The following is a 25,577-nucleotide window of genomic DNA, read 5'->3' as shown; positions in this document are numbered from 1 at the left end:
GGGGTCTAGTCTCGGGCCCATGCGCGCCTGGACCGCCCCGGACGTCCCCACGCCCCTCGTCACCGCTCCGCCGGTGCGCCTGCACGACACCGCCACCGGCGGGCCCGTCGAGCTGGTGCCCCAGGCCGACGCGGCCCGCCTCTACGTCTGCGGGATCACGCCCTACGACGCGACCCACATGGGCCACGCGGCGACGTACGTGGCGTTCGACCTCCTCAACCGGGCATGGCGCAGCGCCGGCCACGCCGTGCGGTTCGTCCAGAACGTCACGGACGTCGACGACCCGCTGCTCGAGCGGGCCACCAAGGTCGGGATCGACTGGGTGGCGCTGGCCGAGCGCGAGACCGAGCTGTTCCGCACCGACATGGAGGCGCTCCGCGTCCTGCCGCCCGACGCCTACGTCGGCGCCGTGGAGTCGATCCCGCTGGTGATCGCCCTGATCGAGCGGCTCCAGGAGGCGGGCGCCGTCTACCGCGTGGACGACGACCTGTACTTCTCGGTGGCCGCCGACGCCGACTTCGGCTCGGAGTCCGGCTACTCCCGCGAGCTCATGCTGGAGATCTTCCCGGAGCGGGGCGGCGACCCCGAGCGTCCTGGCAAGAAGGACCCGCTGGACGCCCTGCTCTGGCGCGCCGAGCGCCCCGGCGAGCCCTCCTGGGACTCGCCCTTCGGCCCCGGCCGCCCCGGCTGGCACGTCGAGTGCGCCGCCATCGCGCTGGAGCACCTCGGCACCACGTTCGACGTCCAGGGCGGCGGCTCCGACCTGGTCTTCCCCCACCACGAGATGTGTGCCGGCCACGTGCAGGTCGCGGAGGGCGCACCCTTCGCCCGCGCCTACGCGCACGCCGGGATGGTGGCCTACGACGGCGAGAAGATGTCGAAGTCGAAGGGCAACCTCGTCTTCGTCTCCGCGCTCCGTGCCTCCGAGGTCGACCCCATGGCGATCCGCGCGACGCTGCTCTCCCACCACTACCGCAGCGACTGGGAGTGGACCGACGCCGACCTCTTCGCCAACGTCGACCGCATCGCCCTGTGGCGCCGCGCGCTGGCCCTGGGTGCCGGTGCCCCCGCCGCCCCGGTGGTCGACGGCGTCCTCGCTGCCCTCGCCGCCGACCTCGACGCCCCCCGTGCCCTCGCCCTGGTCGACCAGTGGGCGCACGCGACCGTCGGCGGCCCCGCCATCGCGGACACCTCTGATCCCGACGCAGCCGTCACCATCCACCGCGTGCTCGACAGCGCGCTCGGGCTGGCGCTCTGAGGAGCCGTTCCTCCCACACGTTTGGTCACCAACGTGGGGTTCTCGGCCCCGCAGCACAGGGTTGGTGACCAAACGTGAGGTCGTCGGCGGCTAGGCGCCTCCGCGCCGCGGGCCGCTGACACCGGCGGCCGCAGCTGCCCCACGTTTGGTCACCAACCTGCTCCGACGCAGGTCAGCGGCCTGACCGCACGGCTCAGTCGCCGTCCTGACGCCGCTTGAGGTACCGCTCGAACTCCCGGGCGATGGCCTCGCCGGACGCCTCGGGCAGCTCGGCGGTGTCCCGGGTCTCCTCGAGCGAGCGGACGTAGTCGGCGATGTCCTCGTCCTCGGCGGCGAGCTCGTCGACGCCGCGCTCCCAGGCCCGGGCGTCCTCCGCCAGGTCGCCGAGGGGGATCGAGATCTCCAACAGGTCCTCGAGCTGGCCGATGAGCGCGAGCGAGGCCTTGGGGCACGGCGGCTGGGCGACGTAGTGCGGCACCGCGGCCCAGTAGGACACGGCCGGCATGTCGATGCGCACGCAGGCGTCCTGGAAGACGCCGACGATGCCGGTCGGGCCCTCGTAGGTCGACTGCTCCAGCTTCAGCCGGTCCACGAGCTCGGGCTCGGTGGCGGTGCCGGTCACCGGGATGGGCCGGGTGTGCGGGGTGTCGGCCAGCAGGGCGGCCAGGGTGACCACCAGGCCGCCGCCGAGCTCGTCGATGGCAGCGAGGATCTCCACGCAGAACTGCTTCCAGCGCATGTTGGGCTCGATGCCGCGCACGAGGATGACGTCCCGGTTGAGCCCGGGGGGCGAGCAGACCGCGATGGACGTGGTCGGCCAGGTCAGGCGCCGCATCCCCTTCTCGTCGGTGCCGACGACGGGCCGGTTGACCTGGAAGTCGTAGAAGTCCTCGGGGTCGACCATGCCGACCGTGCGGGCGTCCCACACGTCCATGAGGTGGTCCAGCACGTACGACGAGGCGTCGGCCGCGTCGTTCCAGCCCTCGAAGGCAGCGATGACGATGGGGTCCACCAGGTCGGGAGCGTCGTCGAACTCGATCACCCACCCACCCTAGAGCCGTCGGGCCACGATTTCCCTGCTCACCGGGCTCGGTGTCAGGCTTGGGGCTCACCGTCCCCGCCGCGTGGACACCTCCCGCACGCCTCGGAGCACATCCGTGCCCGGCCCGCGCTCGACGTCCTGTCCCCGCGGTGGCCTGCGAGAGGAGCCGCCATGAGCGCCACCAAGCCCGCCGAGCAGCAGCCGCAGCCCCCGGTGGACGGCGTCATGGCGATGGCCCGGGTCACCGCCGACGACTGGCGGCCGGACGTCACCGCCACCCTGTCCGAGGTGATGGCCCAGCGCATCCTCGTCCTGGACGGCGCGATGGGCACCGCGATCCAGCGGGACCGTCCCGACGAGGCCGGCTACCGCGGCGAGCGGTTCGCCGACTACGCGGGCGGCGACCTCGTCGGCAACAACGACCTCCTCACGATCACCCAGCCGCACATCATCGAGGGCATCCACCGCGAGTACCTCGAGGCCGGGGCCGACGTGATCGAGACGAACACGTTCAACGCGAACTCCGTCTCGCTGGCCGACTACGGCCTGCAGGCGCTCGCGTACGAGCTGAACCTGGAGTCCGCGCGGCTCGCCCGCCGCGCCGCCGACGCGGTCGCGACCCCTGACCGGCCCCGCTACGTCGCCGGTGCCCTCGGCCCGACCACGCGCACGGCGTCCATCTCTCCCGACGTCAACGACCCCGGTGCCCGCAACGTCGTGTGGGACGACCTCGTCCCCGCCTACCTCGAGGCCGCCCGCGGTCTCGTCGACGGCGGCGCGGACCTCCTCATCATCGAGACGATCTTCGACACCCTCAACGCCAAGGCCGCGATCTTCGCCGTCGAGCAGCTCTTCGTGGAGTCCGGACGTCGGTGGCCGGTGATCATCTCGGGCACCATCACCGACGCCAGCGGCCGGACGCTGTCCGGGCAGACCACCGAGGCCTTCTGGAACTCGGTCCGGCACGCCAAGCCGCTCGCCATCGGGCTCAACTGCGCCCTGGGCGCCGCGGAGATGCGCCCCTACATCGCCGAGCTGAGCCGGGTCGCGGACACCTTCGTCTCCTGCTACCCGAACGCCGGCCTGCCCAACGCCTTCGGCGAGTACGACGAGGTCGCCGAGCAGACCGCGGCCGTCGTCGGGGAGTTCGCCGACGCCGGGCTCGTCAACATCGTCGGTGGCTGCTGCGGCACCACCCCGCAGCACGTCGCGGCCGTGGCGCAGCGGGTGGTCGGCGTCCCGCCGCGTGCCGTGCCCACCATCGCCCCCGCGCTGCGCCTGTCCGGCCTGGAGCCCTTCACGATCACCGCGGACTCGCTGTTCGTGAACGTGGGGGAGCGGACGAACATCACCGGCTCGGCCCGCTTCCGCAACCTGATCAAGGACGGCGACTACGACACCGCGCTCTCGGTGGCGGCCCAGCAGGTCGAGAACGGCGCGCAGGTCATCGACGTCAACATGGACGAGGGGATGATCGACGGCGTCGCGGCGATGGACCGCTTCCTCAAGCTCGTCGCCGCCGAGCCCGACATCTCGCGGGTCCCGGTCATGGTCGACTCCTCCAAGTTCGAGGTCATCGAGGCCGGCCTGAAGTGCGTCCAGGGCAAGGCCATCGTCAACTCGATCTCCATGAAGGAGGGCGAGGAGCCGTTCCGCGCCCACGCCCGGCTGTGCAAGGCCTACGGTGCCGCGGCCGTCGTCATGGCGTTCGACGAGGACGGCCAGGCGGACAACCTCCAGCGACGCCAGGAGATCTGCGCCCGGGCCTACCGCATCCTCGTCGAGGAGGAGGGCTTCCCGGCCGAGGACATCATCTTCGACCCCAACGTCTTCGCCGTCGCCACGGGCATCGAGGAGCACGCCGCCTACGGCACGGACTTCATCGAGGCCACCCGCTGGATCACCGAGAACCTGCCCGGCGCGAAGGTCTCCGGCGGCATCTCGAACGTGTCCTTCTCGTTCCGCGGCAACAACGCGGTCCGCGAGGCCATCCACGCGGTGTTCCTCTTCCACGCCATCCGCGCGGGGCTCACCATGGGCATCGTCAACGCCGGCGCGCTCGTCGTCTACGACCAGGTCGACCCGGAGCTCCGCGACGCCATCGAGGACGTCGTCCTCAACCGCCCCACCCCGGACGGCACCGACGCCACCGAGCGGCTGCTGGAACTGGCCGAGCGCTTCCGCGGCACCGGCGCCGAGACCGAGGCCAAGACCGAGGAGTGGCGCGCCCTCCCGCCCGCCGAGCGGATCACGCACGCGCTGGTCAAGGGCATCGACGCCTTCGTCGAGGCCGACACGGAGGTGCTGCGCGCCGAGATCGAGGCCCGCGGTGGTCGCCCGATCGAGGTCATCGAGGGTCCGCTGATGGACGGCATGGACGTCGTGGGCGACCTGTTCGGCTCCGGGAAGATGTTCCTGCCCCAGGTCGTGAAGTCCGCGCGGGTGATGAAGAAGGCCGTCGCCTACCTGATCCCGTTCATCGAGGAGGAGAAGCGCAACAACCCCGCGCTGGCCTCCTCCAAGGGCTCCAACGGCACCGTCATCATGGCCACCGTCAAGGGCGACGTGCACGACATCGGCAAGAACATCGTCGGCGTCGTCCTGGCCTGCAACAACTTCGAGGTCATCGACCTCGGTGTGATGGTGCCGGCGCAGAAGATCCTGGACGCCGCGAAGGAGCACGACGCGGACGTCATCGGGCTCTCGGGGCTGATCACGCCGTCCCTGGACGAGATGGTCGGCTTCGCCACCGAGATGCAGCGCCTCGGCCTCGACACGCCGCTCCTCATCGGCGGCGCCACCACGTCCCGCGCCCACACGGCCGTCAAGGTCGACCCGCGCTACGACGGCGCCGTGGTGTGGGTGAAGGACGCCTCGCGCTCGGTGCCCGTCGTGTCCGCGCTGCTCAACCCCGAGCGCAAGGCCAAGCTGCTCGCCGACGTCCAGGCCGACTACGACGGGCTGCGCGAGCGGCACGCCGGCAAGTCCGAGCGCAAGCTCATCGGCATCGAGGACGCCCGGGCACAGGCCACCGCCATCGACTGGGACGGCTACGTCCCGCCGCTGCCGCGCACGCCCGGCGTCCACGTGCTGCGCGACTACCCGATCGCGGAGCTGCGCGAGTACATCGACTGGCAGCCGTTCTTCAACGCGTGGGAGATGAAGGGGAAGTTCCCCGACATCCTCAACAGCCCGAGCCACGGTGACGCGGCGCGCAAGCTCTACGAGGACGCCCAGGTGATGCTGGACCGGATCAGCGAGGAGCAGTGGCTCACCGCCCACGGCGTCTACGGGCTCTTCCCGGCGAACGCGGACGGCGACGACGTGCTCGTCTGGGAGGACGAGTCCCGCGCCACGCGCCGGGCCGTCCTGCACCAGCTGCGTCAGCAGGGCGAGCACCGTGCCGGCATCCCGCACCGCAGCCTCGCCGACTACGTCGCGCCGACCTCGACCGGGCTGGCCGACCACGTCGGGGCGTTCGCCGTGACCGCGGGCATCGGCCTGCCCGAGCGCGTCCAGGCGTTCAAGGACGACCTGGACGACTACAACGCGATCCTGCTCGAGGCCCTGGCCGACCGGCTGGCCGAGGCGTTCGCCGAACGGCTCCACCAGCGGGTCCGGACCGAGTTCTGGGGCCACGACGCGGACGAGGACCTCGACAACGAGGCGCTCATCGCCGAGAAGTACCACGGCATCCGGCCCGCCCCCGGCTACCCGGCCTGCCCGGACCACACCGAGAAGCAGACGATCTGGGAGCTCCTGGACGTCGAGGCGTCCACCGGCATCACGCTGACCGAGTCGATGGCCATGTGGCCCGGAGCGTCCGTCTCCGGCGTCTACTACAGCCACCCCGAGAGCCAGTACTTCGTCGTCGGCCGACTCGGCCGCGACCAGATCGCCGACTACGCGGCTCGGAAGGGCTGGTCCGTGGCGACCGCCGAGAAGTGGCTGTCCCCGAACTTGGGGTACGACCCGGAGGACTGATCGGGTCCCGGGGGGGCGGCGTGATCCGGCCTCCCATTCCTCACGTTTGGTCCCCAACCCGGGGTCTGAGGCCCGCTCGGACAGGGTTGGTGACCAAACGTGAGGCCCTCGCTGCCCGACGTGGGCCGGGTGACCGTTCCCACGCCCGCGGACGCGGTGCAGCGACGGGACATGGGTGACACTGGGGCAGTGACGACGGTTCTTCCCCCCGACAAGACCCTCGCCGACACGACGCCGGTCGACCCGGCCTCCTCCGGCACGGGCCCGGACCTGCCCGCAGCCGTCCTGTGGGACATGGACGGGACGCTCGTGGACACCGAGCCCTACTGGATCGCCACGGAGTTCGCCCTGGCCGAGAAGTACGGCTCGACCTGGAGCCACGAGCAGGCCCTGGACCTCGTCGGCAACGACCTGCTCGTCTCCGGCGCCCGCATCAAGGAGCAGATGGGCCTGGAGCTGTCGCCCGCGGAGGTCGTCGAGGAGCTGCTGGACGGCGTCGTGGCCCGCGTCCTCGAGGAGGTGCCGTGGCGTCCCGGGGCCCGTGAGCTGCTGGAGGACCTCGTCGCCGCCGGCGTCCCCTGCGCCCTCGTCACCATGTCCTACCAGCGCTTCGTCGACCCGATCCTCACCCACCTCGCGGCGGGGACGTTCAGCGCGGTCGTCACCGGGGACCAGGTCACCCACGGCAAGCCGCACCCCGAGCCGTACCTCACCGCCGCGGCGCGCCTGGGTGTCGATCCCCAGCAGTGCCTGGCGGTCGAGGACTCCGGGACCGGCACCCGGTCCGCCGTGGCAGCCGGCTGCACCGTCCTGGTGGTGGAGAACCACGTCCCGGTCGAGCCGGGGGAGCGGCGCGTGCTCCTCCCGACCCTCGAGGGGCTCCGCGCTCAGGACCTGGGCGCGTTCCTCGGCGGCTGAGGTCGCTTCACGTTTGGTCACCAACCCTGCCCAGGGGCCGCCGTAGAACCACGTTGGTGACCAAACGTGCGACAGGAGCGCCGGTGCGCTACTCCAGCGCCGCGTCGTCCTGGTCCGACGCAGCGCCTGAGGCGGGCGGCACCACGGGAACGGGCAACGGCGGGGGAGTCCCGCCGAACTCGGGGCAGAGCGACTGGTGCGAGCACCAGCCGCACAGCCGGCTGGGACGGGCCTGCCAGTCCCCGGAGGCCGCGGCCTGCTCGATGGCCCGCCAGATCGCCTCGACCTTGCGCTCGGTGGCGAGCAGGTCCCGCTCGTCCGGCTCGTACCGGACGATCTCGCCGTTGCCGAGGTAGACGAGCTGGAGGAGGGCCGGGATCACGCCCCGGGCCCGCCAGATCACGAGCGCGTAGAACTTCATCTGGAACAGGGCCTTGGCCTCGAAACCCGGCCCCGGCGCGCGTCCCGTCTTGTAGTCGACCACGCGGATGCGACCGTCAGGGGCCACGTCGAGCCGATCGACGAAGCCACGCAGCAGCAGCCGGGAGTCCAGGACGGCCTCCACGTAGGACTCCCGCTCGGCGGGCTCCAGCCGCGTCGGGTCCTCCAGGTCGAACCACCGGTGCAGGTACTGACGGCACGACGCCAGCCAGGTCACGGCGTCGCGCCCGCCGTCCGCCTCCAGGACGTCGGGCAGGGCCGGGTCACCGGCGCACAGCTGCTCCCACGAGGGCTCCAGGAGGGCCTCGGCGCGCGCCGGCGTCCGCTCGAGGGCCGGCAGGTCGAACAGCGACTCCAGCACCTTGTGCACCACCGTGCCCCGCACCTGGGCCGGCGAGCTGGGCTCGGGCAGCCGGTCGACGGTCCGGAAGCGGTAGAGCAGCGGACAGGTGAGGAAGTCGGACGCGCGGCTCGGGGAGAGCGAGCCGAGCACCTCCACGCCGTCCACCGCTGTCGACATCGCCTCGGCCGGGGAGACCGCGGCGACGCCCAGGGGCCGCGTCGGGCCTGCCTGGGTCGAGCCGTCGGCCGGGAGGGTGGAGGTGGTGGAGCTCATGGGAGGAACGCTAGGCGAGGCCACCGACGGTCACCGTGAGCACGCGCCGCAGCCGGGGACGCCGCCCCGGTTCGGAGCCCCGTCGGACCCGCCCGGTAGCGTCGACGACGTGAGCCAGCCACGGACCCGCCCGCCGGGCACGATCCGCATCGGGACCGTCGCGGGCAGCGACGTCCTCGTCTCCGGCAGCTGGTTCCTGGTGGCCGGGCTCATCGCCGTCCTCATGGCACCGCTCGTCGACGCCGTCCGGCCGGGCCTCGGCTCCCTGCGCTACGTCGCGGGGTTCGCCTTCGCCGTCCTGCTCTACGGCTCCGTGCTCCTGCACGAGATCTCCCACGCGCTCGTCGCGCGCCGCTTCGGCCTCCCCGTCGGTGACATCACGCTGCACTTCCTGGGCGGGATGACCCACATCGAGGAGGAGTCGCGGCGGCCCCGCGAGGAGCTCCTCGTCGCGGTCGTCGGGCCGATCACGTCGCTGGCGGTGGCGGGGGTCGCGCTCGCGCTGATCCCGATCACCCCGGACGGGCTCCCGCAGCTCGCGGTGCGCGGTCTCGCCGGATCGAACCTGGTGGTCGGCGTCCTCAACCTCGTGCCCGCCTTCCCCCTGGACGGCGGACGGGTGCTGCGCGCCGTCGTGTGGGCCGTCACGGGGGACCGTCACCGCGGCTCCATCGCCGCGGGATGGGGCGGACGCGTCGCGGCGGTGGCTGCGGTCGTCTACCCGTGGTGGGGCACCATCCGGACCGGCGCCCGCCCAGACGCCGTGGACCTGGTGCTGTTCCTCCTGATCGCCGTCTTCCTCTGGCAGGGAGGCAGCCAGGCCATCGCCACCGGCAGGCTCAGGCGCCGGCTGCCGGCCCTGCGCGCGCGGACGCTGGCGCGCCGAGCACTCGCCGTCCCCGGGGACCTCCCCCTGGCCGAGGCGGTCCGGCGGACCCGTGAGGCGCAGGCCGGCGCCATCATCACGACGACCACCGCGGGGGAGCCGACCGGCGTGGTCCACGAGCCCGCGCTGCTCGCCACGCCCGAGGACCGGTGGCCCTGGGTCGCCACCAGCACGGTCGCCCGCACCCTCGACCGGCACCGGGTCCTCGCCGCCGACCTCGAGGGCGAGGACCTCGTCGAGGCCGTCGGCCGCGGCGGTGACGGCGAGTACCTGCTCGTGGAGCAGAACGGTGCCGTGCTCGGCGTCCTCGTGACCGCGGACCTCGACGCCGCGTTCCGCGAGTCGCTCGGCTGAGCGAGCGCGCCGTAGGGTTCGCCCGTGCACGAGGACCCGCAGAGCCCCCAGGACGCCTTCCCGACCGTCGAGGACGCGACGGAACTCCCGCCCCTCGCCGAGACCGACGCTCCCGACGTGCCCGCCGCCGGCGACCAGCCCGCTGCCGTGGAGACGTCCGGCGACGTGGACGTGCCCGCGGAGGCGATGTCCGGCGTGCACCGCGGGCCGCTGCGCGAGGGCGAGTGGGTGCGCCTGGTCGACAACAAGGGCCGCAAGCACAACTTCGCGCTCGTGGCGGGCAAGCGCTTCTTCTCCAACAAGGGCCACCTCGAGCACGACGACCTCATCGGCCGCGAGGAGGGGTTCACCCTCGTCTCGTCCGCCGGTGGTGAGTACCTGGTCTTCCGTCCGCTGCTGAGCGAGTTCGTGGTGTCCATGCCCCGCGGCGCCGCGGTCGTGTACCCCAAGGACGCCGCGCAGATCGTGGCGCAGGCCGACATCTACCCCGGCGCGCGCGTGGTGGAGGCCGGTGTCGGCTCCGGGGCGCTCACCTGCTCCCTGCTGCGGGCGGTCGGCCCCTACGGCACCGTCACCTCCTACGAGCGGCGCGAGGAGTTCGCGGACGTCGCGCGCCGCAACGTCCACCAGTTCTTCTCCGTGCCCGAGGGCTCGGAGCACCCGTCGTGGCGGCTGCGCCTGGGCGACCTCGCCGAGCGGCTCCCGGCGGACGGCGAGCCGGCCGACCGCGTCATCCTGGACATGCTCGCCCCCTGGGAGTGCGTGGACGCCGTCGGCGACGCGCTCGTCCCGGGCGGCATCGTCTGCGCCTACGTCGCCACGACCACTCAGCTCTCGCGGTTCGTCGAGACCGTCCGTGCCCACGGCGGCTTCACCGAGCCCCAGGCCTGGGAGTCGCTGGTGCGCGACTGGCACGTCGAGGGCCTCGCGGTGCGCCCGGGCCACAAGATGGTCGGGCACACCGCGTTCCTGGTGACGGCGCGTCGCATGGCGCCGGGCCAGAAGCCGCCGCGCCGCACCCGTCGTCCTGCCCCGGGCGCGTACGGCATCGACTACCTCGGCCCGCGCCCCGCCGACGTCCCCTCCCGGGAGGATGTCGTCGCCGAGCACGAGGGCTGACGGCGGCTGGTGGCGGCTGGGGCACTCCCGCGCTGACCACCACACGTTTGGTCACCAACCCGGTGCTCGGGCGCTGAAATCTCAGGGTTGGTGACCAAACCTGAGGGGCCGGCGACCGCCCGGCGGCAAAATCGTGACCAGCGGCTGCCACAGACGTAGCCTCGCGGCCTCGCGACGGGGGTAGGGTCGAACGCACAGGAGGTGCGCTGATGACGACATCCGAGCCCAACGAGCAGAACCGCCCCGACTCCCCGGCCGAGCGCGGCCCCGGAAGTGCGGAGCAGCTGGCCACGCAGGTGCGTTTCTTGGAGTCCGAGGTCGGTGAGCTCCGGCGCCGGCTCGCGGAGAGTCCGGTCTCCGACCGCGGCACCGAGGCCCGACTGGCCGACGCCCAGCGTCAGCTCTCGAGCCTCACGGGCCAGAACGAACGCCTCGCGCAGACCCTGCGTGACGCGCGCGACCAGATCACCAAGCTCAAGGAGGAGGTCGACCGCCTGGCGCAACCGCCGGCCGGCTTCGGCATCTTCCTGTCCCGCAACGACGACGACTCCGTCGACGTGTTCACCGGAGGCCGCAAGCTGCGGGTGAACGTGAGCCCGTCCGTGTCGCTCGACGAGCTGGTCCGCGGCCAGGAGGTGCTCCTCAACGAGGCCATGAACGTTGTGGCGGCGCTGGAGTTCGAGGACCTCGGCGAGGTCGTCATGGTCAAGGAGCTGCTCGCCGACGGCAAGCGCGCCCTGGTCATCGCGAACGCCGACGACGAGCGGGTCGTGAAGCTCGCCGAGCCGCTGCTGCAGGACACCATCCGTGCCGGCGACTCGCTCCTGGTGGACACCCGTTCCGGCTGGGCCTACGAGAAGGTCCCGAAGTCCGAGGTCGAGGAGCTCGTCCTCGAGGAGGTCCCGGACATCGCCTACGAGTCCATCGGTGGCCTCGGGAACCAGATCGAGCAGATCCAGGACGCCGTGGAGCTGCCGTACCTGCACCCCGACCTGTTCAAGGAGCACCAGCTCAAGCCCCCGAAGGGCATCCTGCTCTACGGCCCTCCCGGCTGCGGCAAGACGCTCATCGCGAAGGCTGTCGCCAACTCGCTGGCGAAGAAGGTCGCGGCCAAGACCGGTGCCTCGGGGAAGTCCTACTTCCTCAACATCAAGGGCCCCGAGCTGCTCAACAAGTACGTGGGTGAGACCGAGCGCCACATCCGTCTGGTCTTCCAGCGGGCTCGGGAGAAGGCCTCGGCCGGCACACCGGTCATCGTGTTCTTCGACGAGATGGACTCCCTGTTCCGCACGCGCGGCACCGGTGTGTCCTCCGACGTCGAGAACACCATCGTGCCGCAGCTGCTGAGCGAGATCGACGGCGTCGAGCTCCTCGAGAACGTCCTGGTCATCGGCGCCTCGAACCGTGAGGACATGATCGACCCGGCGATCCTGCGGCCCGGGCGGCTCGACGTGAAGATCAAGATCGAGCGTCCGGACGCCGAGGCCGCGCGGGACATCTTCTCCAAGTACCTGACCACCGGCCTGCCCCTCCACCCGGAGGACCTGGCGGAGTTCGGCGGTGACCGACAGGCGACGGTCGACGGGATGATCCGCGCCACCGTCGAGCGGATGTACACGGAGACGGACGAGAACCGGTTCCTCGAGGTCACCTACGCCAACGGCGACAAGGAGGTCCTGTACTTCAAGGACTTCAACTCGGGCGCCATGCTCCAGAACATCGTGGACCGGGCGAAGAAGATGGCGATCAAGTCCTTCCTCGACTCCGGCCTCGACGAGGCCCAGAAGGGTCTGCGCGTCCAGCACCTGCTCCAGGCGTGCGTGGACGAGTTCAAGGAGAACGAGGACCTGCCGAACACGACCAACCCCGACGACTGGGCGCGGATCTCCGGCAAGAAGGGCGAGCGGATCGTCTTCATCCGCACGCTCATCACCGGCAAGCAGGGCACGGAGCCCGGTCGGTCGATCGAGTCGGTGTCGAACACCGGTCAGTACCTCTGACCCAGAGGCCGTCTCCATCAGGACGGCGGTCGGGCACTCGCCCGGCCGCCGCTCTGCGTCTCGGCGTCCTGATGCAGGCGCGAGGCTCACGTTTGGTCACCAACCCGATGCCAGAGCCGCCTGTGGCCATCGTTGGTGACCAAACCGTTCGCTGCGGAACACCTCAGGCCCCCCGCGTCACGTCCGCGACCACGGCATCGACCGCCGTGAGCAGCGCCTCCGCGTCCACGGTGATGCCGACACCGTGCGCGCCACCACCGATCGACACGACGCCGCTGACCCGGGTGTCGGCCAGGACGGGCAGCCTGGTCGACGTCCCGAGCGGAGTGATGGTGCCGCGCTCGAACCCGGTCACCGCGAGCGCCTCGTCCGCCGGCGGCATCGCGGCACGCGACACGCCGAGCTCGCGACGCAGCGCCGGCCAGGCGATCACCCTGTCACCGGGGACGAGGACCAGCCAGTGGGTATCGCCCCCGAGCCGCACGACCATGGTCTTGACCAGGCGATCGGGGGTCACGCCTCGAGCGGCCGCTGCCTCCGCCAAGGACGAGACGCGCCCATGACGGGTCACGACGACGTCCAGACCCAGCTCGGACGCGGCCGCCAGCACCCGCTCGGCGCCGTCCTGCGCCGGGGGAGCGGTGGGCTCAGGTACCGGAAGGCCGTCAGGCGCGGCCGCGGCGGCGTCGGCGGGGATGTCACCAGTCACGAGAGGTCCAGCAGCAGGTCGGCGTGCTGTGTTCCCCGGCCGGGCCGACGCGGCGCCGCAGGTCCCCGCGGCGAAGGCCGCACGCGAAGGTGACCGCCACGGCCACCGCAACGTGCGTAGGCTCGGGCCATGAGCGTGCGGCGTGTGATGGGCACCGAGGTCGAGTACGGCATCTCGGTCACCGGCAACCCCAAGGCCAACCCGATGGTCGCCTCCTCCCAGGTCGTGAACGCCTACGCCTCGGCGACGCTCAAGGCGAGGCGCGCCCGGTGGGACTTCGAGGAGGAGTCGCCCCTGCGCGACGCCCGCGGGTTCGACATGTCACGCGCCACGGCCGACCCCTCCCAGCTCACCGACGAGGACCTGGGCCTGGCCAACGTCATCCTCACCAACGGCGCGCGCCTCTACGTCGACCATGCCCACCCCGAGTACTCCACGCCCGAGGTCACGACGCCTCTCGACATCGTGCGCTGGGACAAGGCGGGCGAGCAGGTCATGCTCGACGCCCAGCGCCGGGCGGCACTGCTGCCGGGCGGCGCCCCGATCGTCCTCTACAAGAACAACACCGACGGGAAGGGCTCCTCGTACGGGGCCCACGAGAACTACCTCATGCGGCGCAAGACGCCGTTCGCGGACATCGTCAAGCACCTGATCCCGTTCTTCGTGAGCCGCCAGGTGGTCTGCGGAGCGGGGCGCGTCGGCATCGGTCAGGACGGCCGGGAGGCCGGCTTCCAGATCAGCCAGCGCTCGGACTTCTTCGAGGTCGAGGTGGGGCTCGAGACCACCCTCAAGCGTCCCATCATCAACACGCGCGACGAGCCGCACGCCGATCCCGACGTCTACCGACGGCTCCACGTCATCATCGGCGACGCCAACATGGCTGAGATCTCGACCTACCTCAAGGTCGGCACGACCTCGCTGGTGCTCGCGATGATCGAGGACCGGTTCCTCACCCGCGACCTGACCGTCGAGGGCTCCGTGCAGGCGCTGCGCGCGGTGTCGCACGACCCGACCCTCAAGCACGAGGTGACGCTTCGGGACGGACGTCGGCTCACCGCCGTCCAGCTCCAGCTGGAGTACCTGGACCTGGCGAAGAAGTACGTCGAGGACCGGATGGGTGCGGACGCCGACCCTCAGACGGTGGACGTGCTGGCCCGGTGGGAGTCGGTGCTGGACCGTCTCGAGCGCGACCCGATGTCCCTGTCCGGCGAGCTGGACTGGGTCGCCAAGTGGCGCCTGCTGGAGCAGTACCGACAGCGGGACGGGCTGGGCTGGGAGGACGCGAAGCTGCAGCTCATCGACTACCAGTACTCGGACATCCGGCCCGAGAAGGGGCTCTACCACAAGCTCGTGAAGGCAGGACGTATCGAGCGGCTGCTCGACGACGCCAGCGTCGAGCGCGCCATGCACGAGCCGCCGACCGACACGCGCGCCTACTTCCGCGGGCAGTGCCTTGAGCGGTACCCCTCGTCCGTGGCCGCCGCGTCGTGGGACTCCGTCATCCTCGACCTCGCCGGCCGCGAGTCGCTCCAGCGCATCCCCACCCTCGACCCCCTACGGGGCACCCAGCGGCACGTTGGCGCGCTGCTCGACCGGTGCCGGACCGCCGAGGAGCTGTTCGCGGAGCTCACGCACTGACGGGTCGGCGGGCGGCGGGCTGGCCGTCGTCTGCGCAGGTTGGTGACCAAACGTCGCCACGGCCGGCCCGAAGCGCAGGGTTGGTGACCAAACGTCGAGCCGAGACGCCGCAGGGACGACGTTGGTGACCAAACGCTGTTCGCCCACGACGAACCGGCCCAGATCCCGTCCACTTGTCCTCCTGATTCCTCAGCCAGAGGGATAGGGTCGGTTCATGGCACAGGAGCACAAGCAGCCGCGCAAGGGCTCGGAGGTCGAGGAGACCACGGAGGCCACGGCAGAGACGGACGCCGCGGAGCGGAAGGACGCCCTCGACAACGAGGTGGACGACCTGCTGGACGAGATCGACGACGTCCTGGAGTCGAACGCCGAGGAGTTCGTGAAGTCCTTCATCCAGAAGGGCGGCCAGTGATCCCGGACGACCCGCGCCTGCCTGCTGCGTTCCTGCAGCCCGGCACGGCTTCCTTCGCCGACTTCATCGCCGCCCAGGCGCCCGACCTGCTACCGGGCCGCCGCACCCTGCCGAGGGGCAACGCCGGCGACCTGGCGCCCCACGGCACGACCATCGTGGCCATGACGTTCCCGGGGGGCGTCCTGCTCGCCGGTGACCGCCGCGCCACCATGGGCAACCTGATCGCGTCACGGGACATCGAGAAGGTCTTCCCGACCGACGAGTACTCGGCGGCGGGCATCGCCGGCACGGCCGGCCTGGCCGTGGAGATGATCCGTCTCTTCCAGACCGAGCTCGAGCACTACGAGAAGATCGAGGGCACCACCCTCTCCTTCGACGGCAAGGCCAACCGCCTGGCCGGCATCATCCGGGCCAACCTGGGCATGGCCATGCAGGGCCTGGCCGTCGTCCCCCTGTTCGTCGGCTACGACCTGCGCGCGGCCCGCGGGCGGATCTTCTCGTTCGACGTCACGGGTGGACGCTACGAGGAGACCGGCTTCCACGCCGTCGGTTCCGGCTCGCTGTTCGCCCGCGGGTCGCTGAAGAAGCTCTACCGCCCCGACCTCGGCGTGGACGACGCCGTCACCGTGGCCGTCCAGGCGCTGTACGACGCCGCCGACGACGACTCGGCCACCGGTGGACCCGACGTCGGTCGCCGGATCTTCCCGATCGTGCACGTCGTCACGGCCGAGGGTGGACATCGGGTGGACGCCGAGGTGGTGGCCGCGACGGCCGACCGGGTGATCGCCGGCCGGATGGGGCGCCCCGACGGTCCGGTGGCTCCCCTTGACCTGCCCGGCGCGTCCGAGGGAGGCCTCGCATGAGCACACCGTTCTACGTCTCGCCCGAGCAGCTGATGAAGGACCGGGCGGACTTCGCCCGGAAGGGCATCGCGCGTGGACGCTCCGTCGTGGCCGTGCAGTACGCCGACGGCGTCCTGTTCGCCACCGAGAACCCCTCGCAGGCGCTGCACAAGGTCTCGGAGATCTACGACCGGATCGCGTTCGCCGCGGTCGGCCGCTACAACGAGTTCGAGAACCTCCGTATCGCGGGTGTCCGGCTCGCTGACATGCGGGGCTACGCCTACGACCGGCGCGACGTCACCGGCCGCGGGCTCGCGAACGCCTACGCCCAGACGCTGGGGACCATCTTCTCCAGCGGCGGCGAGAAGCCGTACGAGGTCGAGATCTTCGTCGCCGAGATCGGTGAGAGCAGCGACGAGGACCAGATCTACCGACTGACGTACGACGGTCAGGTCGCCGACGAGCACGGCTACGCCGTGATGGGCGGGGCGTCGGACGTCGTGGGCGGGTACCTCCAGGAGCGCTTCACGAGCGGCATGACGCTGGAGGCGGCTCTCCGGCTGGCCGTCAGCGCGCTGGGGCACTCGGAGTCCGAGGACCGGACCATCGCGGGCTCTGCGCTCGAGGTGGCTGTCCTGGACCGGACGCGGGTCCAGCCGCGGAAGTTCATCCGCCTCAGCCCAGCCCGGCTCGAGACCCTGCTGGCTGCCCCCGCTGCTCCGGACTCCGACGAGCCGCCGGTGGCGCCGCCGGCCTGAGTCCCACAGGTTTGGTCACCAACCATGCTCGAGAGGCCGCTCCGGCCATGGTTGGTGACCAAACCCGGTGCCGTGCGCCGACACCGTGCGCCACCAATCCCTCACAGGGCGGTGCGCGCGAGCGGTTCTCCAGCCCTCAATAGAGCTGATCCTCCGGCCACCCTCAGCGGCCGCACTGTGGGTCCGTGTCCAAGCACCAGTCCTCCTCGCGACCCGGGGTCGTCCGCGGCCAACGGCCGCTCAGCACCCACCGCCGCGTCGCGCACGGCGTCTACGTCGAACGACCTGCGCCCGGCGTCCGTGACGACCCCCGTTGCAGACTGATCGACGACCTCCGGGCGCTCCTCCTGGTCCTGCCTCCGGGCGCGACCTTCACTCACGTGACCGCTGCGGCAGTCCTGGGCTGGAGCCTGCCGAAGCTGCCGGACGTGCCGCCGGTGTTCGCCTCGGTGGGCGACCGCGACCCTCGGCCGCGTCGGCCCGGGCTCATCTGTTCCCGGCTACGCCGCTCGCACCTGCACGAGGAGGTCCTGCCGGCGTCGGTCCGGGGTGCGCCGGTTCCAGTCGACCACCCGGCGGAGATCCTCCTGCGCGCAGCCCGGGACCTCGGGACGATCGACCTGGTCATCCTGGCCGACAGCGCTCGGCGGCTGGGGCACGTGACCGAGGAGTCGATCCGCCCGGTCCTGGAGAGCGGGCGACCGGGCGTCCGTCAGCTCAAGCGCGCCTGGGAGCTGTCCGACCCCCGCGCCGAGTCTCCCGGGGAGACGCTGCTGCGACTGCTCCACCACGTCGCCGGCGCCTCGGTGACCCCGCAGGTGGAGCTCTACGACGAGGGGCGTTTCCTCGGACGCGTCGACCTGCTCCTCGACGGTGCGCCCAGCGCTCACGAGTACGACGGCGGAGGCCATCGTGGCGAGGCCCAGCACCGCCGCGACCTCCGTCGGGAGCGTCTCCTCCAGAGGAAGGTCGACCGACGCGGCTACGTCCTCGACGACCTCCTCAACCGGCCGCACGCCGTGCTCGACGACATCGACCGGGCGTTGCAGCGGAAGCCGGACCCGGCGCGGGAGGCGGCCTGGCGAAGACTGGTGGACAACTCCATGTACGGAGCGGGCTACGGCCGTGTCATCCAGCGCTGGCGCCGGCTCGGTGGGTTCGACGATTGGTCAGGAACCAGGTCCACATCCGTCGCCAAGCGCGGGTTGGTGACCAAACCCGATCAATGACCCCCACCCCGAACCTCCCCGCACCCGCAGAAGACCGGCGTAGTGTGCGGTCATGGACCGGCGCATCTTCGGCATCGAGAACGAGTACGGCGTCACCTGCACGTTCAAGGGGCAGCGCCGGTTGAGCCCGGACGAGGTGGCGCGCTACCTCTTCCGCAAGGTCGTCAGCTGGGGGCGGAGCAGCAACGTCTTCCTCCGCAACGGCGCACGCCTGTACCTCGACGTCGGGAGCCACCCGGAGTACGCGACGCCGGAGTGCGACGACATCACCGAGCTCGTCACGCACGACAAGGCGGGGGAGCGGGTGCTGGAGGGCCTGCTCGCGGACGCCGAGCAGCGGCTGCACGACGAGGGCATCGCCGGGGAGATCTACCTCTTCAAGAACAACACCGACTCGGCGGGCAACTCCTACGGCTGCCACGAGAACTACCTGGTCAGTCGCAGCGGGGAGTTCAGCAAGCTGGCCGACGTCCTCATCCCGTTCCTGGTCACCCGCCAAATCATCGTCGGCGCGGGCAAGGTGACGCAGACGCCGCGGGGTGCCGGCTTCAGCGTGAGCCAGCGGGCCGAGCACATCTGGGAGGGCGTGAGCAGCGCGACCACGCGCAGCCGCCCGATCATCAACACCCGCGACGAGCCGCACGCGGACGCCGAGAAGTACCGCCGCCTCCACGTCATCGTCGGCGACTCCAACATGAGCGAGACCACCACGATGCTCAAGGTGGCCAGCTGTGACCTCGTCCTCCGGATGATCGAGGAGGACGTCGTGATGCGCGACCTCACCCTCGAGAACCCGATCCGGGCCATCCGCGAGATCAGCCACGACGTCACCGGCCGACGCAAGGTCCGCCTCGCCAACGGTCGCGAGGCCAGCGCCCTGGAGATCCAGGGGGAGTACCTGAGCAAGGCCCGCGACTTCGTCGACCGCCGGCAGATCTCCACCCCGGTCATCGAGCGGGCCCTCGACCTGTGGGAGCGGACGCTCAAGGCGGTCGACAGCGACGACCTGGGCCTCGTCGACCGCGAGATCGACTGGGTCATCAAGTGGAAGCTCATCGAGGCCTACCGGGCCAAGCACGGGCTGCCACTGGGCCACGCCCGGGTCGCCCAGCTCGACCTCGCCTACCACGACATCCACCGCGGGCGCGGGCTCTACTACCTGCTCGAGAAGCGGGGCAAGGTCGAGCGGGTCACCGACGACCTGGCCATCTTCGAGGCCAAGTCGGTCCCGCCGCAGAACACCCGCGCACGCCTGCGCGGCGAGTTCATCCGCAAGGCGCAGGAGAAGCGCCGTGACTTCACGGTGGACTGGGTCCACCTCAAGCTGAACGACCAGGCGCAGCGCACCGTCCTGTGCAAGGACCCCTTCCGCGCCTATGACGAGCGTGTGCAGCGCCTCATAGACGGCATGTGAGTCGCACAGGAGAGGTCTGTAGGGTCGGCGGGTCCGTCTAGCCAGACCTAGCCGCCTCGGGGCGGCCACATGGAGGAACCCGCGTGTCCCGACCCAACCGTCCGCTCCGCATGATGCTCGTGCCCGTGCTCGCCATGGGTGCCTTCGCCGCGTGCGGGTCGGACTCCGACGACGCGAGCGACAGCGCGTCCGACTCGATCTCCGTCCCCGCCGACACCGGCGACCTCACCGGCCTCACCGTCACCGGCGACGTCGGCTCCGCCCCGAAGGTGGACATCAGCGACGACTTCGCCGCCGACGGCCTCGCCTACGAGACCACCGTCGAGGGTGACGGCCTGCAGATCACCAGCGACGACCTGAGCTCGGCGTTCATCCAGTACGTCATCGTCAACGGCAACAACGGCAAGACGGTCTACAGCACCTACGACCAGGACAGCCCCGAGGTCCTGGACATCTCCACCGACGGCATCCCGGCCGCCCTGAGCGAGCCGCTCACGGGCCAGCACGTCGGCTCGCGCGTGGTCGTCACCGACACCGTCAAGGACATCTTCGGCTCCGCCAGCAGCACGAGCCTGAACATGAAGAACAAGGACCCGCTGGTCCTGATCTTCGACGTCATCGGCCCGCAGGCCGACATGAGCGACCAGGCGTTCGACACCGAGGCGTCCGGCTGGCTCCCCGGCCTGACCCTCGACGACGACGGCGTCCCCACCGCCATGGACTTCACCGACGTCCCGGAGCCGACCGGCAAGCTCGAGGTCGACACGATCATCGAGGGCGACGGTGAGGCCATCAAGAAGGGCGACACCGTGATGGCCAACTACCTCGGCCAGGTCTACGGCGCGGACGACGCGTTCGACTCCAGCTTCGACGGCACCCCGGCCGCGTTCCAGATCGCCGAGGGCTCCCTCATCGACGGCTGGGTCGAGGGCCTCGAGGGCGTCACCGTCGGCAGCCGGGTCTGGCTCCAGATCCCGCCGGGCAAGGGTTACGGCAAGTCCGGCAACTCCAGCGCCGGCATCGAGGGCGACGACACGCTGTACTTCGTGATCGACATCCTCGCGGTCTCCTCCTGAGTCTCTCGTAGGCTTCCCGGGTCGGGCCCGGACGTCGGCTCCTGCCGCGTCCGCGCCCGACCCGTCTGCGTCTCCCGGCGCACCCGGTCCGCCAGGAGGGAGCCCATGTCCACCGGCCGCAAGAGCGAGCGCCTGCTGAACCTGCTCATCATGCTGCTCGTCCAGCGTCGCTACGTCCCGAAGTCGCGCATCCGCGAGCTCCTGTACCCGGACTCCCCGGACGAGGGGTTCGAGCGGACCTTCGAGCGCGACAAGGAGGAGCTGCGCAGCCTCGGCGTCCCGATCGAGGTCGGCACCCTGGACCCGCTCTTCGACGACGAGCCCGGGTACCGCATCGTCGCCGACGCGCTCGCCCTGCCTCCGGTCGAGCTGACCGCCGAGGAGGCCGCCGTCATCGGGCTTGCCACGCGTGTGTGGCAGAACGCCAGGCTCGCGGACGTCGCGACCACCGCCGTGCGCAAGCTGGCTGCCTTGGGCGTCGAGCTCGACACCTCCGCCCTCGACCTGGTCCAGCCGAGCCTGTCCGCCGACGAGCCCGGCTTCGAGGTGTTCTGGGAGGCGGTCCAGGAGCGCTGTGCCGTCCGCTTCGACTACCGCCGCGCCGGCAGCACCCAGGTCACCCGCCGCAACCTCCAGCCCTGGGGCGTGGGGAGGTACGCGGGACGCTGGTACGTCGTCGGTCTCGACACCGACCGCGGCGAGGAGCGGATCTTCCGGCTCTCCCGCGTCCAGGGCAAGCCCCGCAAGCTCGGCCGCGCCGGGGCGTACCACGTGCCCGAGGGCACCGACGTCCGGGCGATGATCCGCCGGCTCGCGCCGGAGCCCACCACCGTCCACGCCCAGCTCCTGGTCAGGGCGGACGCCGGCCACCTGCTGCGCCGCGGCGCGGAGGTCCTGGCGGCGGACGTCGAGGGGCCGGACGGGACCCCCGGCTGGTCACGCCTGCGCGTCACCCGCACCGGGCCCGGCCTGGCCGACGAGGTGCTCGCCCACGGCGCCGACGTCCTCGTCGAAGCCCCCACCGAGCTGCGCGAGCAGGTCCGCGGCCGCCTCGCCGCCGTCCTCGCCACCCCGACCCGAGGAGCCCGTCCGTGACCCAGCAGAGCGTCCCCGCGGGCGCCCGCGACCAGGTGGCGCGGCTGCTCGCCCTCGTCCCGTACCTCCACTCCCGCGACGAGGTCCGCCTCGAGGAGGCCGCCCGCGACCTCGGCGTGCCCTCCGCCCAGCTCGTCGGCGACCTCAAGGTCCTGCTGATGTGCGGTCTGCCCGGCGGGCTCCCCGACGACCTCATCGACGTCGACCTCGACGCCCTCGAGGGGGACGCCGGCGACGGCGTCGTCCGCGTCTCGAACGCCGACTACCTCGCCCGTCCGCTGCGTCTGTCCAGCACCGAGGCCAGCGCCGTGCTCGTCGCGCTCCGCGCCCTGCGGGACTCCGCCGACGCGGAGACCCGGCCCGTCGTCGACCGCGCCCTGGCCAAGATCGAGGCCTCCGCCGCCGAGGGCGGGGCAGCTGCGCGGATCGAGCTGGGCACGGCACCGGCCCGCGCCGACCACTCGGACCTCGCCGAGCGCCTGGAGCGGGCCGTCGCCGAGCGCCGACAGGTCCGACTCGCCTACTTCGTCCCCTCGCGCGACGAGATGTCGCACCGGGTCGTGGACCCGCGCGGCGTGGTCACCAGCGACCAGTGGCAGTACCTGGACGCCTGGTGCCACACCGCCGGCGGGCCGCGACTGTTCCGGCTGGACCGGATCGAGTCGGCCGAGGTGCTCGACACACCGGTCCAGACGGAGCCGGCTCCGCCGCGCGACCTGTCGCACGGCGTCCTGCCCCCGGAGAAGGCGACCACCGTCACCCTGCGGCTGCACCCGCCGGCGCGGTGGGTGGTGGAGTACTACGACGTGACGTCCGTGCGCGAGGACGGCGACGACCTGCTGGCCGACCTAGCCGTCGCCGACGACGCCTGGCTCGTGCGCCTGCTGCTGCGTCTCGCTCCGCACGCCGTGGTGGAGCGACCCTCGGAGTTCAACGAGACGTTGCTCGCGGTGGCACGGGACACCCTCGGGCTCTACGACTCACAGGCGTAGCATGGGCTGGGCTGCGATGCTGTGACCTCCAGAGGGTGCGACGGCGTCCAGCGGCCGCTCCCATGACCTCTACACGAAGGCAGAACCAGCACCATGACCCCCTTCCTCGCCATGCCTCAGGGTTCTGAGTGGATCGTCATCCTCGTGATCGTGATCCTGGTCTTCGGCGCCGCCAAGCTCCCTGACCTCGCGCGCAGCACCGGCCAGGCCCTCCGCATCTTCAAGGCCGAGACGAAGGCCCTCAAGGAGGACGGCAAGGACGAGTCGACCGCCGAGACGACCACCGGCACCGCCTCCGAGCTGCCCTCGACCACGGCCGAGCAGACCTCGGTGGTGCGCGAGGAGAACACCGACAAGAACACCCACTGACGCCGGGCCCCGACCACGCCCGTGTACCTCAAGGGACTCATCGCTCTCTTCTCGGTCAAGCCGGTCCACGGCGTCGGTGACGACGGCCGGATGGCACTCTCGGACCACCTGCGCGAGCTTCGTGCGCGGGTGCTCCGGGTGACCCTGACCCTGATCGTCGCCGTCGTCGTGGCGCTGTTCTTCTTCGACCAGCTCTACGCGTTCGTCTACGGCCCCTACGAGCAGGCCCAGGCGGCCCTGCCCGCGGGGACCAGCATCGCGACCACCACCGGAGCCGGCGGCGGCCTGATGCTCTACCTGAAGCTGTGCGGCTTCGCGGCACTCGTCGTCACGAGCCCTGTGTGGCTCTACCAGGTCTGGGCCTTCATCCTCCCAGGCCTGCACCCCCACGAGCGCAAGTGGACGCGGGTCTTCGCCGCGGTCGCGACGCCGCTGTTCGCCGTCGGTCTCGTCCTGGGCTACGTGACGCTGCCCAAGGGTCTGGAGATCCTCATCGGGTTCAACCCCGAGGGCATCGTCAACATCAACGACTTCAACGACTACCTGCAGTTCTTCACCAGGACGCTGCTGGTGTTCGGGATCGCCTTCGAGATCCCCGTGTTCGTGGTCCTGCTGAACCTGGCCGGGATCGTCAAGGGCAAGCAGCTGGGCCAGTACCGGTCGTGGATCATCGTCGGCGTCTTCGTCTTCGCCGCGGCGGCCACGCCCTCCTCCGACCCGTTCACCATGTCGTTCATGGCCGTGCCGATGGTGGCGCTCTTCCTCGTCGCCGAGGTCATCGCCCGGTTCAACGACCGCCGGCGCGAGCGCAAGAAGCCGAACGCCGGGCTCTCCGTGGACGAGGCCTCGGTCCTGTGACCCACGTGCCGGCCGTCTTCGCCGACGCCGACCCGTTCGACCTGCCCGAGTGGCTCGGCGAGCTGGACGTCGTGTGGGCGGCCGACTCCGGGCTCCGGACCGGGTTCCAGGTCGCCGGCCGCCTCACGGCCGGCGACCTGACCCAGGTCTGCGACCTGCTCGCCGTCGACGAGGCGTACCCGGTCTCGGTGGCGACCGACGACGTGCGCACGCGGGCGCACCGCGCCTGGCGACACCGTCAGGTGCTCGTCCTCGTCGTCGACGACCGGCTCACCCTGGCCGTTCCGGGTCGGGAGTTCACCGCCGACCTGGTCCTGGAGGCGCTCGCGCGGCTCGCCAAGGCTGTCGGGGCGTCTCCTGAGCGGTACTCCGCCCTGCTGCGGATCGGTGGCGCCTGACCTGGCTGTCCCAGGTTGGTGACCAAACGTGAGGTCATCGACCCCGGTGGCCACGGTTGGTGACCAAACGTGGAGCCATCGACCGCGGTCGCCACGGTTGGTGACCAAACGTGAGGCTGACGGCCCCTCTGGCCACGGTTGGTGACCAAACGTGAGCCTGTCGCCCCCGGCAGCCACCGTTGGTGACCAAACGTGAAGCACGCCGACCACCCCCACCGGCTAGATTGCCGCCGTGACCAGCCCGGGCCCCCACCACCGCGACGCACCTGCGACAGCACTCCGCCGGGTGGCGCTGCTGACCAACCCGACGTCCGGGAAGGGGCGCGGAGCCAGGGCCCGGACGGCGGCGCTCCAGGTCCTGCGGTCCGCGGGGGTGGAGGTCGAGGACCTGGTGGGCGCGGACGCAGCCGAGGCCCAGCGGCTGGCGTCGGACGCGGTCGCCGGGGGAGTGGACGCCCTCCTGGTGGCCGGCGGCGACGGGCTGGTGCACCTGGCCACCCAGGTGCTCGCCGGCACGACGACGCCGTTGGGCGTGATCCCGGCGGGCACCGGCAACGACGTGGCCCGCAACCTGGGGCTGCCCACCCACGACACCGAGGCGGCGGTCCGGCACCTGCTGGCGGCGCAGGTGTCGACGATGGACGTCGCCGACGCCGGCGGCACCAGCTTCGTCACGGTCCTGTGCGCCGGCTTCGACGCCGTCGTCAACGAGCGCGCCAACCGGATGCGCTGGCCGCGCGGGCAGATGCGCTACAACCTGGCCACGGTCTCCGAGCTCCGGACGTTCCGCCCGCTCTCCTACCGCCTCACGCTCGACGGGGAGACCCGCGAGCTCGACGCGATGATGGTCTCGGTGGGCAACCTTCCTTCCTTCGGGGGCGGCCTCCGGATCGCCGAGGGCGCCTCGACGGACGACGGTCTGCTCGACGTCGTCATCATCAAGCCGGTCTCGAAGCTCGAGCTGGTGAAGACCTACCCGAAGCTCTTCCGGGGCACCCACGTCACGCACCCCTGCTTCGAGCGGCACCGGGTGAGCACGGTCGAGGTCGTCGCGGACGGCGTGGTCGCCTACGCCGACGGCGAGCGCTTGGGCCCGCTCCCGCTCACCGTCTCGGCGCGTCCGGGCGCCCTGCACGTCCTGCGTTGACGTCCCCGACGTAGGTTGGGCC

The 25,577-nt window shown here is 71.3% G+C and carries 22 protein-coding genes; 19 read left to right on the top strand and 3 right to left on the bottom strand.

Annotated features, from left to right (window positions below; genetic code table 11):
• The first annotated feature begins 19 nt into the window (after positions 1-19).
• On the top strand, positions 20-1,258 hold the full coding sequence (mshC, locus tag E8D37_RS00930; protein WP_136567872.1) for a cysteine--1-D-myo-inosityl 2-amino-2-deoxy-alpha-D-glucopyranoside ligase: 1,239 nt from the start codon (positions 20-22) through the stop codon (positions 1,256-1,258).
• A gap of 193 nt (positions 1,259-1,451) precedes the next feature.
• Here the strand turns inward: mshC and E8D37_RS00925 are convergent, their stop codons facing one another.
• Entirely contained in the window at positions 1,452-2,300 is an 849-nt protein-coding gene (locus tag E8D37_RS00925; protein WP_136567871.1) for a PAC2 family protein, read from the bottom strand.
• A 231-nt stretch (positions 2,301-2,531) separates the two neighbouring features.
• Between E8D37_RS00925 and metH the strand changes: the two genes are divergently transcribed.
• The gene (gene metH / locus E8D37_RS00920) at positions 2,532-6,284 is read left to right on the top strand and encodes a methionine synthase (RefSeq protein WP_206055518.1); all 3,753 of its coding nucleotides are present in this window, start codon (positions 2,532-2,534) and stop codon (positions 6,282-6,284) included.
• A gap of 189 nt (positions 6,285-6,473) precedes the next feature.
• On the top strand, positions 6,474-7,202 hold the full coding sequence (locus tag E8D37_RS00915) for an HAD family phosphatase (RefSeq protein WP_240770106.1): 729 nt from the start codon (positions 6,474-6,476) through the stop codon (positions 7,200-7,202).
• Positions 7,203-7,290: 88 nt separating this feature from the next.
• Here E8D37_RS00915 and E8D37_RS00910 read toward each other — a convergent pair whose 3' ends face one another.
• Positions 7,291-8,259, bottom strand: a complete 969-nt coding sequence (locus E8D37_RS00910) for a PD-(D/E)XK nuclease family protein (RefSeq protein ID WP_346763574.1) — start codon at positions 8,257-8,259, stop codon at positions 7,291-7,293.
• A 109-nt stretch (positions 8,260-8,368) separates the two neighbouring features.
• Here E8D37_RS00910 and E8D37_RS00905 point away from each other — a divergent pair, with 109 nt between their 5' ends.
• From E8D37_RS00905 to arc, 3 genes are all read left to right on the top strand, one after another.
• Positions 8,369-9,499 (top strand): site-2 protease family protein, encoded by a 1,131-nt coding sequence (locus E8D37_RS00905; protein WP_136567870.1) that lies wholly within the window; start codon positions 8,369-8,371, stop codon positions 9,497-9,499.
• A gap of 186 nt (positions 9,500-9,685) precedes the next feature.
• On the top strand, positions 9,686-10,618 hold the full coding sequence (locus tag E8D37_RS00900) for a tRNA (adenine-N1)-methyltransferase (protein ID WP_136568048.1): 933 nt from the start codon (positions 9,686-9,688) through the stop codon (positions 10,616-10,618).
• A 209-nt stretch (positions 10,619-10,827) separates the two neighbouring features.
• Positions 10,828-12,618: a proteasome ATPase gene (arc, locus tag E8D37_RS00895; RefSeq protein ID WP_136567869.1), complete on the top strand. Its 1,791-nt coding sequence runs from the start codon at positions 10,828-10,830 to the stop codon at positions 12,616-12,618.
• A 163-nt stretch (positions 12,619-12,781) separates the two neighbouring features.
• On the opposite strand, the gene E8D37_RS00890 is transcribed toward arc, so the two are convergent.
• A complete protein-coding gene (locus tag E8D37_RS00890) occupies positions 12,782-13,327 on the bottom strand; it encodes a YbaK/EbsC family protein (protein WP_240770105.1) in 546 nt (181 codons plus the stop codon).
• Between the two features lie 129 nt (positions 13,328-13,456).
• On the opposite strand from E8D37_RS00890, the gene dop reads away from it, so the two are divergent.
• The 13 genes from dop (at position 13,457) to E8D37_RS00825 (ending at position 25,555) form a co-directional block, all read left to right on the top strand.
• On the top strand, positions 13,457-14,965 hold the full coding sequence (gene dop, locus E8D37_RS00885; RefSeq protein WP_136567868.1) for a depupylase/deamidase Dop: 1,509 nt from the start codon (positions 13,457-13,459) through the stop codon (positions 14,963-14,965).
• A 214-nt stretch (positions 14,966-15,179) separates the two neighbouring features.
• Positions 15,180-15,377: a ubiquitin-like protein Pup gene (locus tag E8D37_RS00880; RefSeq protein WP_136567867.1), complete on the top strand. Its 198-nt coding sequence runs from the start codon at positions 15,180-15,182 to the stop codon at positions 15,375-15,377.
• Positions 15,374-16,240 (top strand): proteasome subunit beta, encoded by an 867-nt coding sequence (gene prcB / locus E8D37_RS00875; protein WP_136567866.1) that lies wholly within the window; start codon positions 15,374-15,376, stop codon positions 16,238-16,240. The genes E8D37_RS00880 and prcB overlap by 4 nt, the downstream gene beginning before the upstream one ends.
• Positions 16,237-16,977, top strand: coding sequence for a proteasome subunit alpha (gene prcA / locus E8D37_RS00870; RefSeq protein WP_136567865.1), 741 nt, complete (start codon positions 16,237-16,239; stop codon positions 16,975-16,977). The genes prcB and prcA overlap by 4 nt, the downstream gene beginning before the upstream one ends.
• Positions 16,978-17,162: 185 nt before the next feature.
• Positions 17,163-18,206 (top strand): hypothetical protein, encoded by a 1,044-nt coding sequence (locus E8D37_RS00865; protein WP_136567864.1) that lies wholly within the window; start codon positions 17,163-17,165, stop codon positions 18,204-18,206.
• 52 nt (positions 18,207-18,258) lie between these two features.
• Positions 18,259-19,620 carry a Pup--protein ligase gene (gene pafA / locus E8D37_RS00860; RefSeq protein ID WP_136567863.1) on the top strand — a complete coding sequence of 454 codons (1,362 nt, stop codon included), beginning with the start codon at positions 18,259-18,261 and terminating at the stop codon, positions 19,618-19,620.
• 83 nt (positions 19,621-19,703) lie between these two features.
• Positions 19,704-20,696: an FKBP-type peptidyl-prolyl cis-trans isomerase gene (locus E8D37_RS00855; protein WP_136567862.1), complete on the top strand. Its 993-nt coding sequence runs from the start codon at positions 19,704-19,706 to the stop codon at positions 20,694-20,696.
• Between the two features lie 105 nt (positions 20,697-20,801).
• Positions 20,802-21,791, top strand: coding sequence for a WYL domain-containing protein (locus tag E8D37_RS00850; RefSeq protein WP_136567861.1), 990 nt, complete (start codon positions 20,802-20,804; stop codon positions 21,789-21,791).
• Complete coding sequence (locus E8D37_RS00845) at positions 21,788-22,783, top strand: WYL domain-containing protein (RefSeq protein ID WP_136567860.1); 996 nt, start codon at positions 21,788-21,790, stop codon at positions 22,781-22,783. The genes E8D37_RS00850 and E8D37_RS00845 overlap by 4 nt, the downstream gene beginning before the upstream one ends.
• 93 nt (positions 22,784-22,876) lie before the next feature.
• Positions 22,877-23,152 carry a Sec-independent protein translocase subunit TatA gene (gene tatA, locus E8D37_RS00840; RefSeq protein ID WP_136567859.1) on the top strand — a complete coding sequence of 92 codons (276 nt, stop codon included), beginning with the start codon at positions 22,877-22,879 and terminating at the stop codon, positions 23,150-23,152.
• A 90-nt stretch (positions 23,153-23,242) separates the two neighbouring features.
• On the top strand, positions 23,243-24,010 hold the full coding sequence (gene tatC, locus E8D37_RS00835) for a twin-arginine translocase subunit TatC (RefSeq protein WP_136567858.1): 768 nt from the start codon (positions 23,243-23,245) through the stop codon (positions 24,008-24,010).
• A complete protein-coding gene (locus tag E8D37_RS00830) occupies positions 24,007-24,408 on the top strand; it encodes a hypothetical protein (protein WP_136567857.1) in 402 nt (133 codons plus the stop codon). Before tatC ends, E8D37_RS00830 begins: the two co-directional genes overlap by 4 nt.
• 232 nt (positions 24,409-24,640) lie before the next feature.
• Positions 24,641-25,555, top strand: coding sequence for a diacylglycerol kinase (locus E8D37_RS00825; RefSeq protein WP_136567856.1), 915 nt, complete (start codon positions 24,641-24,643; stop codon positions 25,553-25,555).
• Positions 25,556-25,577: the final 22 nt, after the last annotated feature.

It is taken from the genome of Nocardioides sp. GY 10127 (assembly GCF_004919085.1).
Taxonomy (GTDB): domain Bacteria; phylum Actinomycetota; class Actinomycetes; order Propionibacteriales; family Nocardioidaceae; genus Nocardioides.
This window is presented reverse-complemented; position numbering and strand designations above follow the sequence as displayed.

Excerpts from the sequence above, each read along its gene's own strand:
- mshC (WP_136567872.1), top strand. The coding sequence starts at position 20 with ATGCGCGCCTGGACCGCCCCGGACGTCCCCACGCCCCTCGTCACCGCT.
- metH (WP_206055518.1), top strand. The coding sequence starts at position 2,532 with ATGGCCCGGGTCACCGCCGACGACTGGCGGCCGGACGTCACCGCCACC.
- E8D37_RS00910 (WP_346763574.1), bottom strand. The coding sequence starts at position 8,259 with ATGAGCTCCACCACCTCCACCCTCCCGGCCGACGGCTCGACCCAGGCA.
- E8D37_RS00900 (WP_136568048.1), top strand. The coding sequence starts at position 9,686 with ATGTCCGGCGTGCACCGCGGGCCGCTGCGCGAGGGCGAGTGGGTGCGC.
- arc (WP_136567869.1), top strand. The coding sequence starts at position 10,828 with ATGACGACATCCGAGCCCAACGAGCAGAACCGCCCCGACTCCCCGGCC.
- dop (WP_136567868.1), top strand. The coding sequence starts at position 13,457 with ATGAGCGTGCGGCGTGTGATGGGCACCGAGGTCGAGTACGGCATCTCG.
- E8D37_RS00880 (WP_136567867.1), top strand. The coding sequence starts at position 15,180 with ATGGCACAGGAGCACAAGCAGCCGCGCAAGGGCTCGGAGGTCGAGGAG.
- prcA (WP_136567865.1), top strand. The coding sequence starts at position 16,237 with ATGAGCACACCGTTCTACGTCTCGCCCGAGCAGCTGATGAAGGACCGG.
- pafA (WP_136567863.1), top strand. The coding sequence starts at position 18,259 with ATGGACCGGCGCATCTTCGGCATCGAGAACGAGTACGGCGTCACCTGC.
- E8D37_RS00850 (WP_136567861.1), top strand. The coding sequence starts at position 20,802 with ATGTCCACCGGCCGCAAGAGCGAGCGCCTGCTGAACCTGCTCATCATG.
- tatA (WP_136567859.1), top strand. The coding sequence starts at position 22,877 with ATGACCCCCTTCCTCGCCATGCCTCAGGGTTCTGAGTGGATCGTCATC.
- tatC (WP_136567858.1), top strand. The coding sequence starts at position 23,243 with ATGGCACTCTCGGACCACCTGCGCGAGCTTCGTGCGCGGGTGCTCCGG.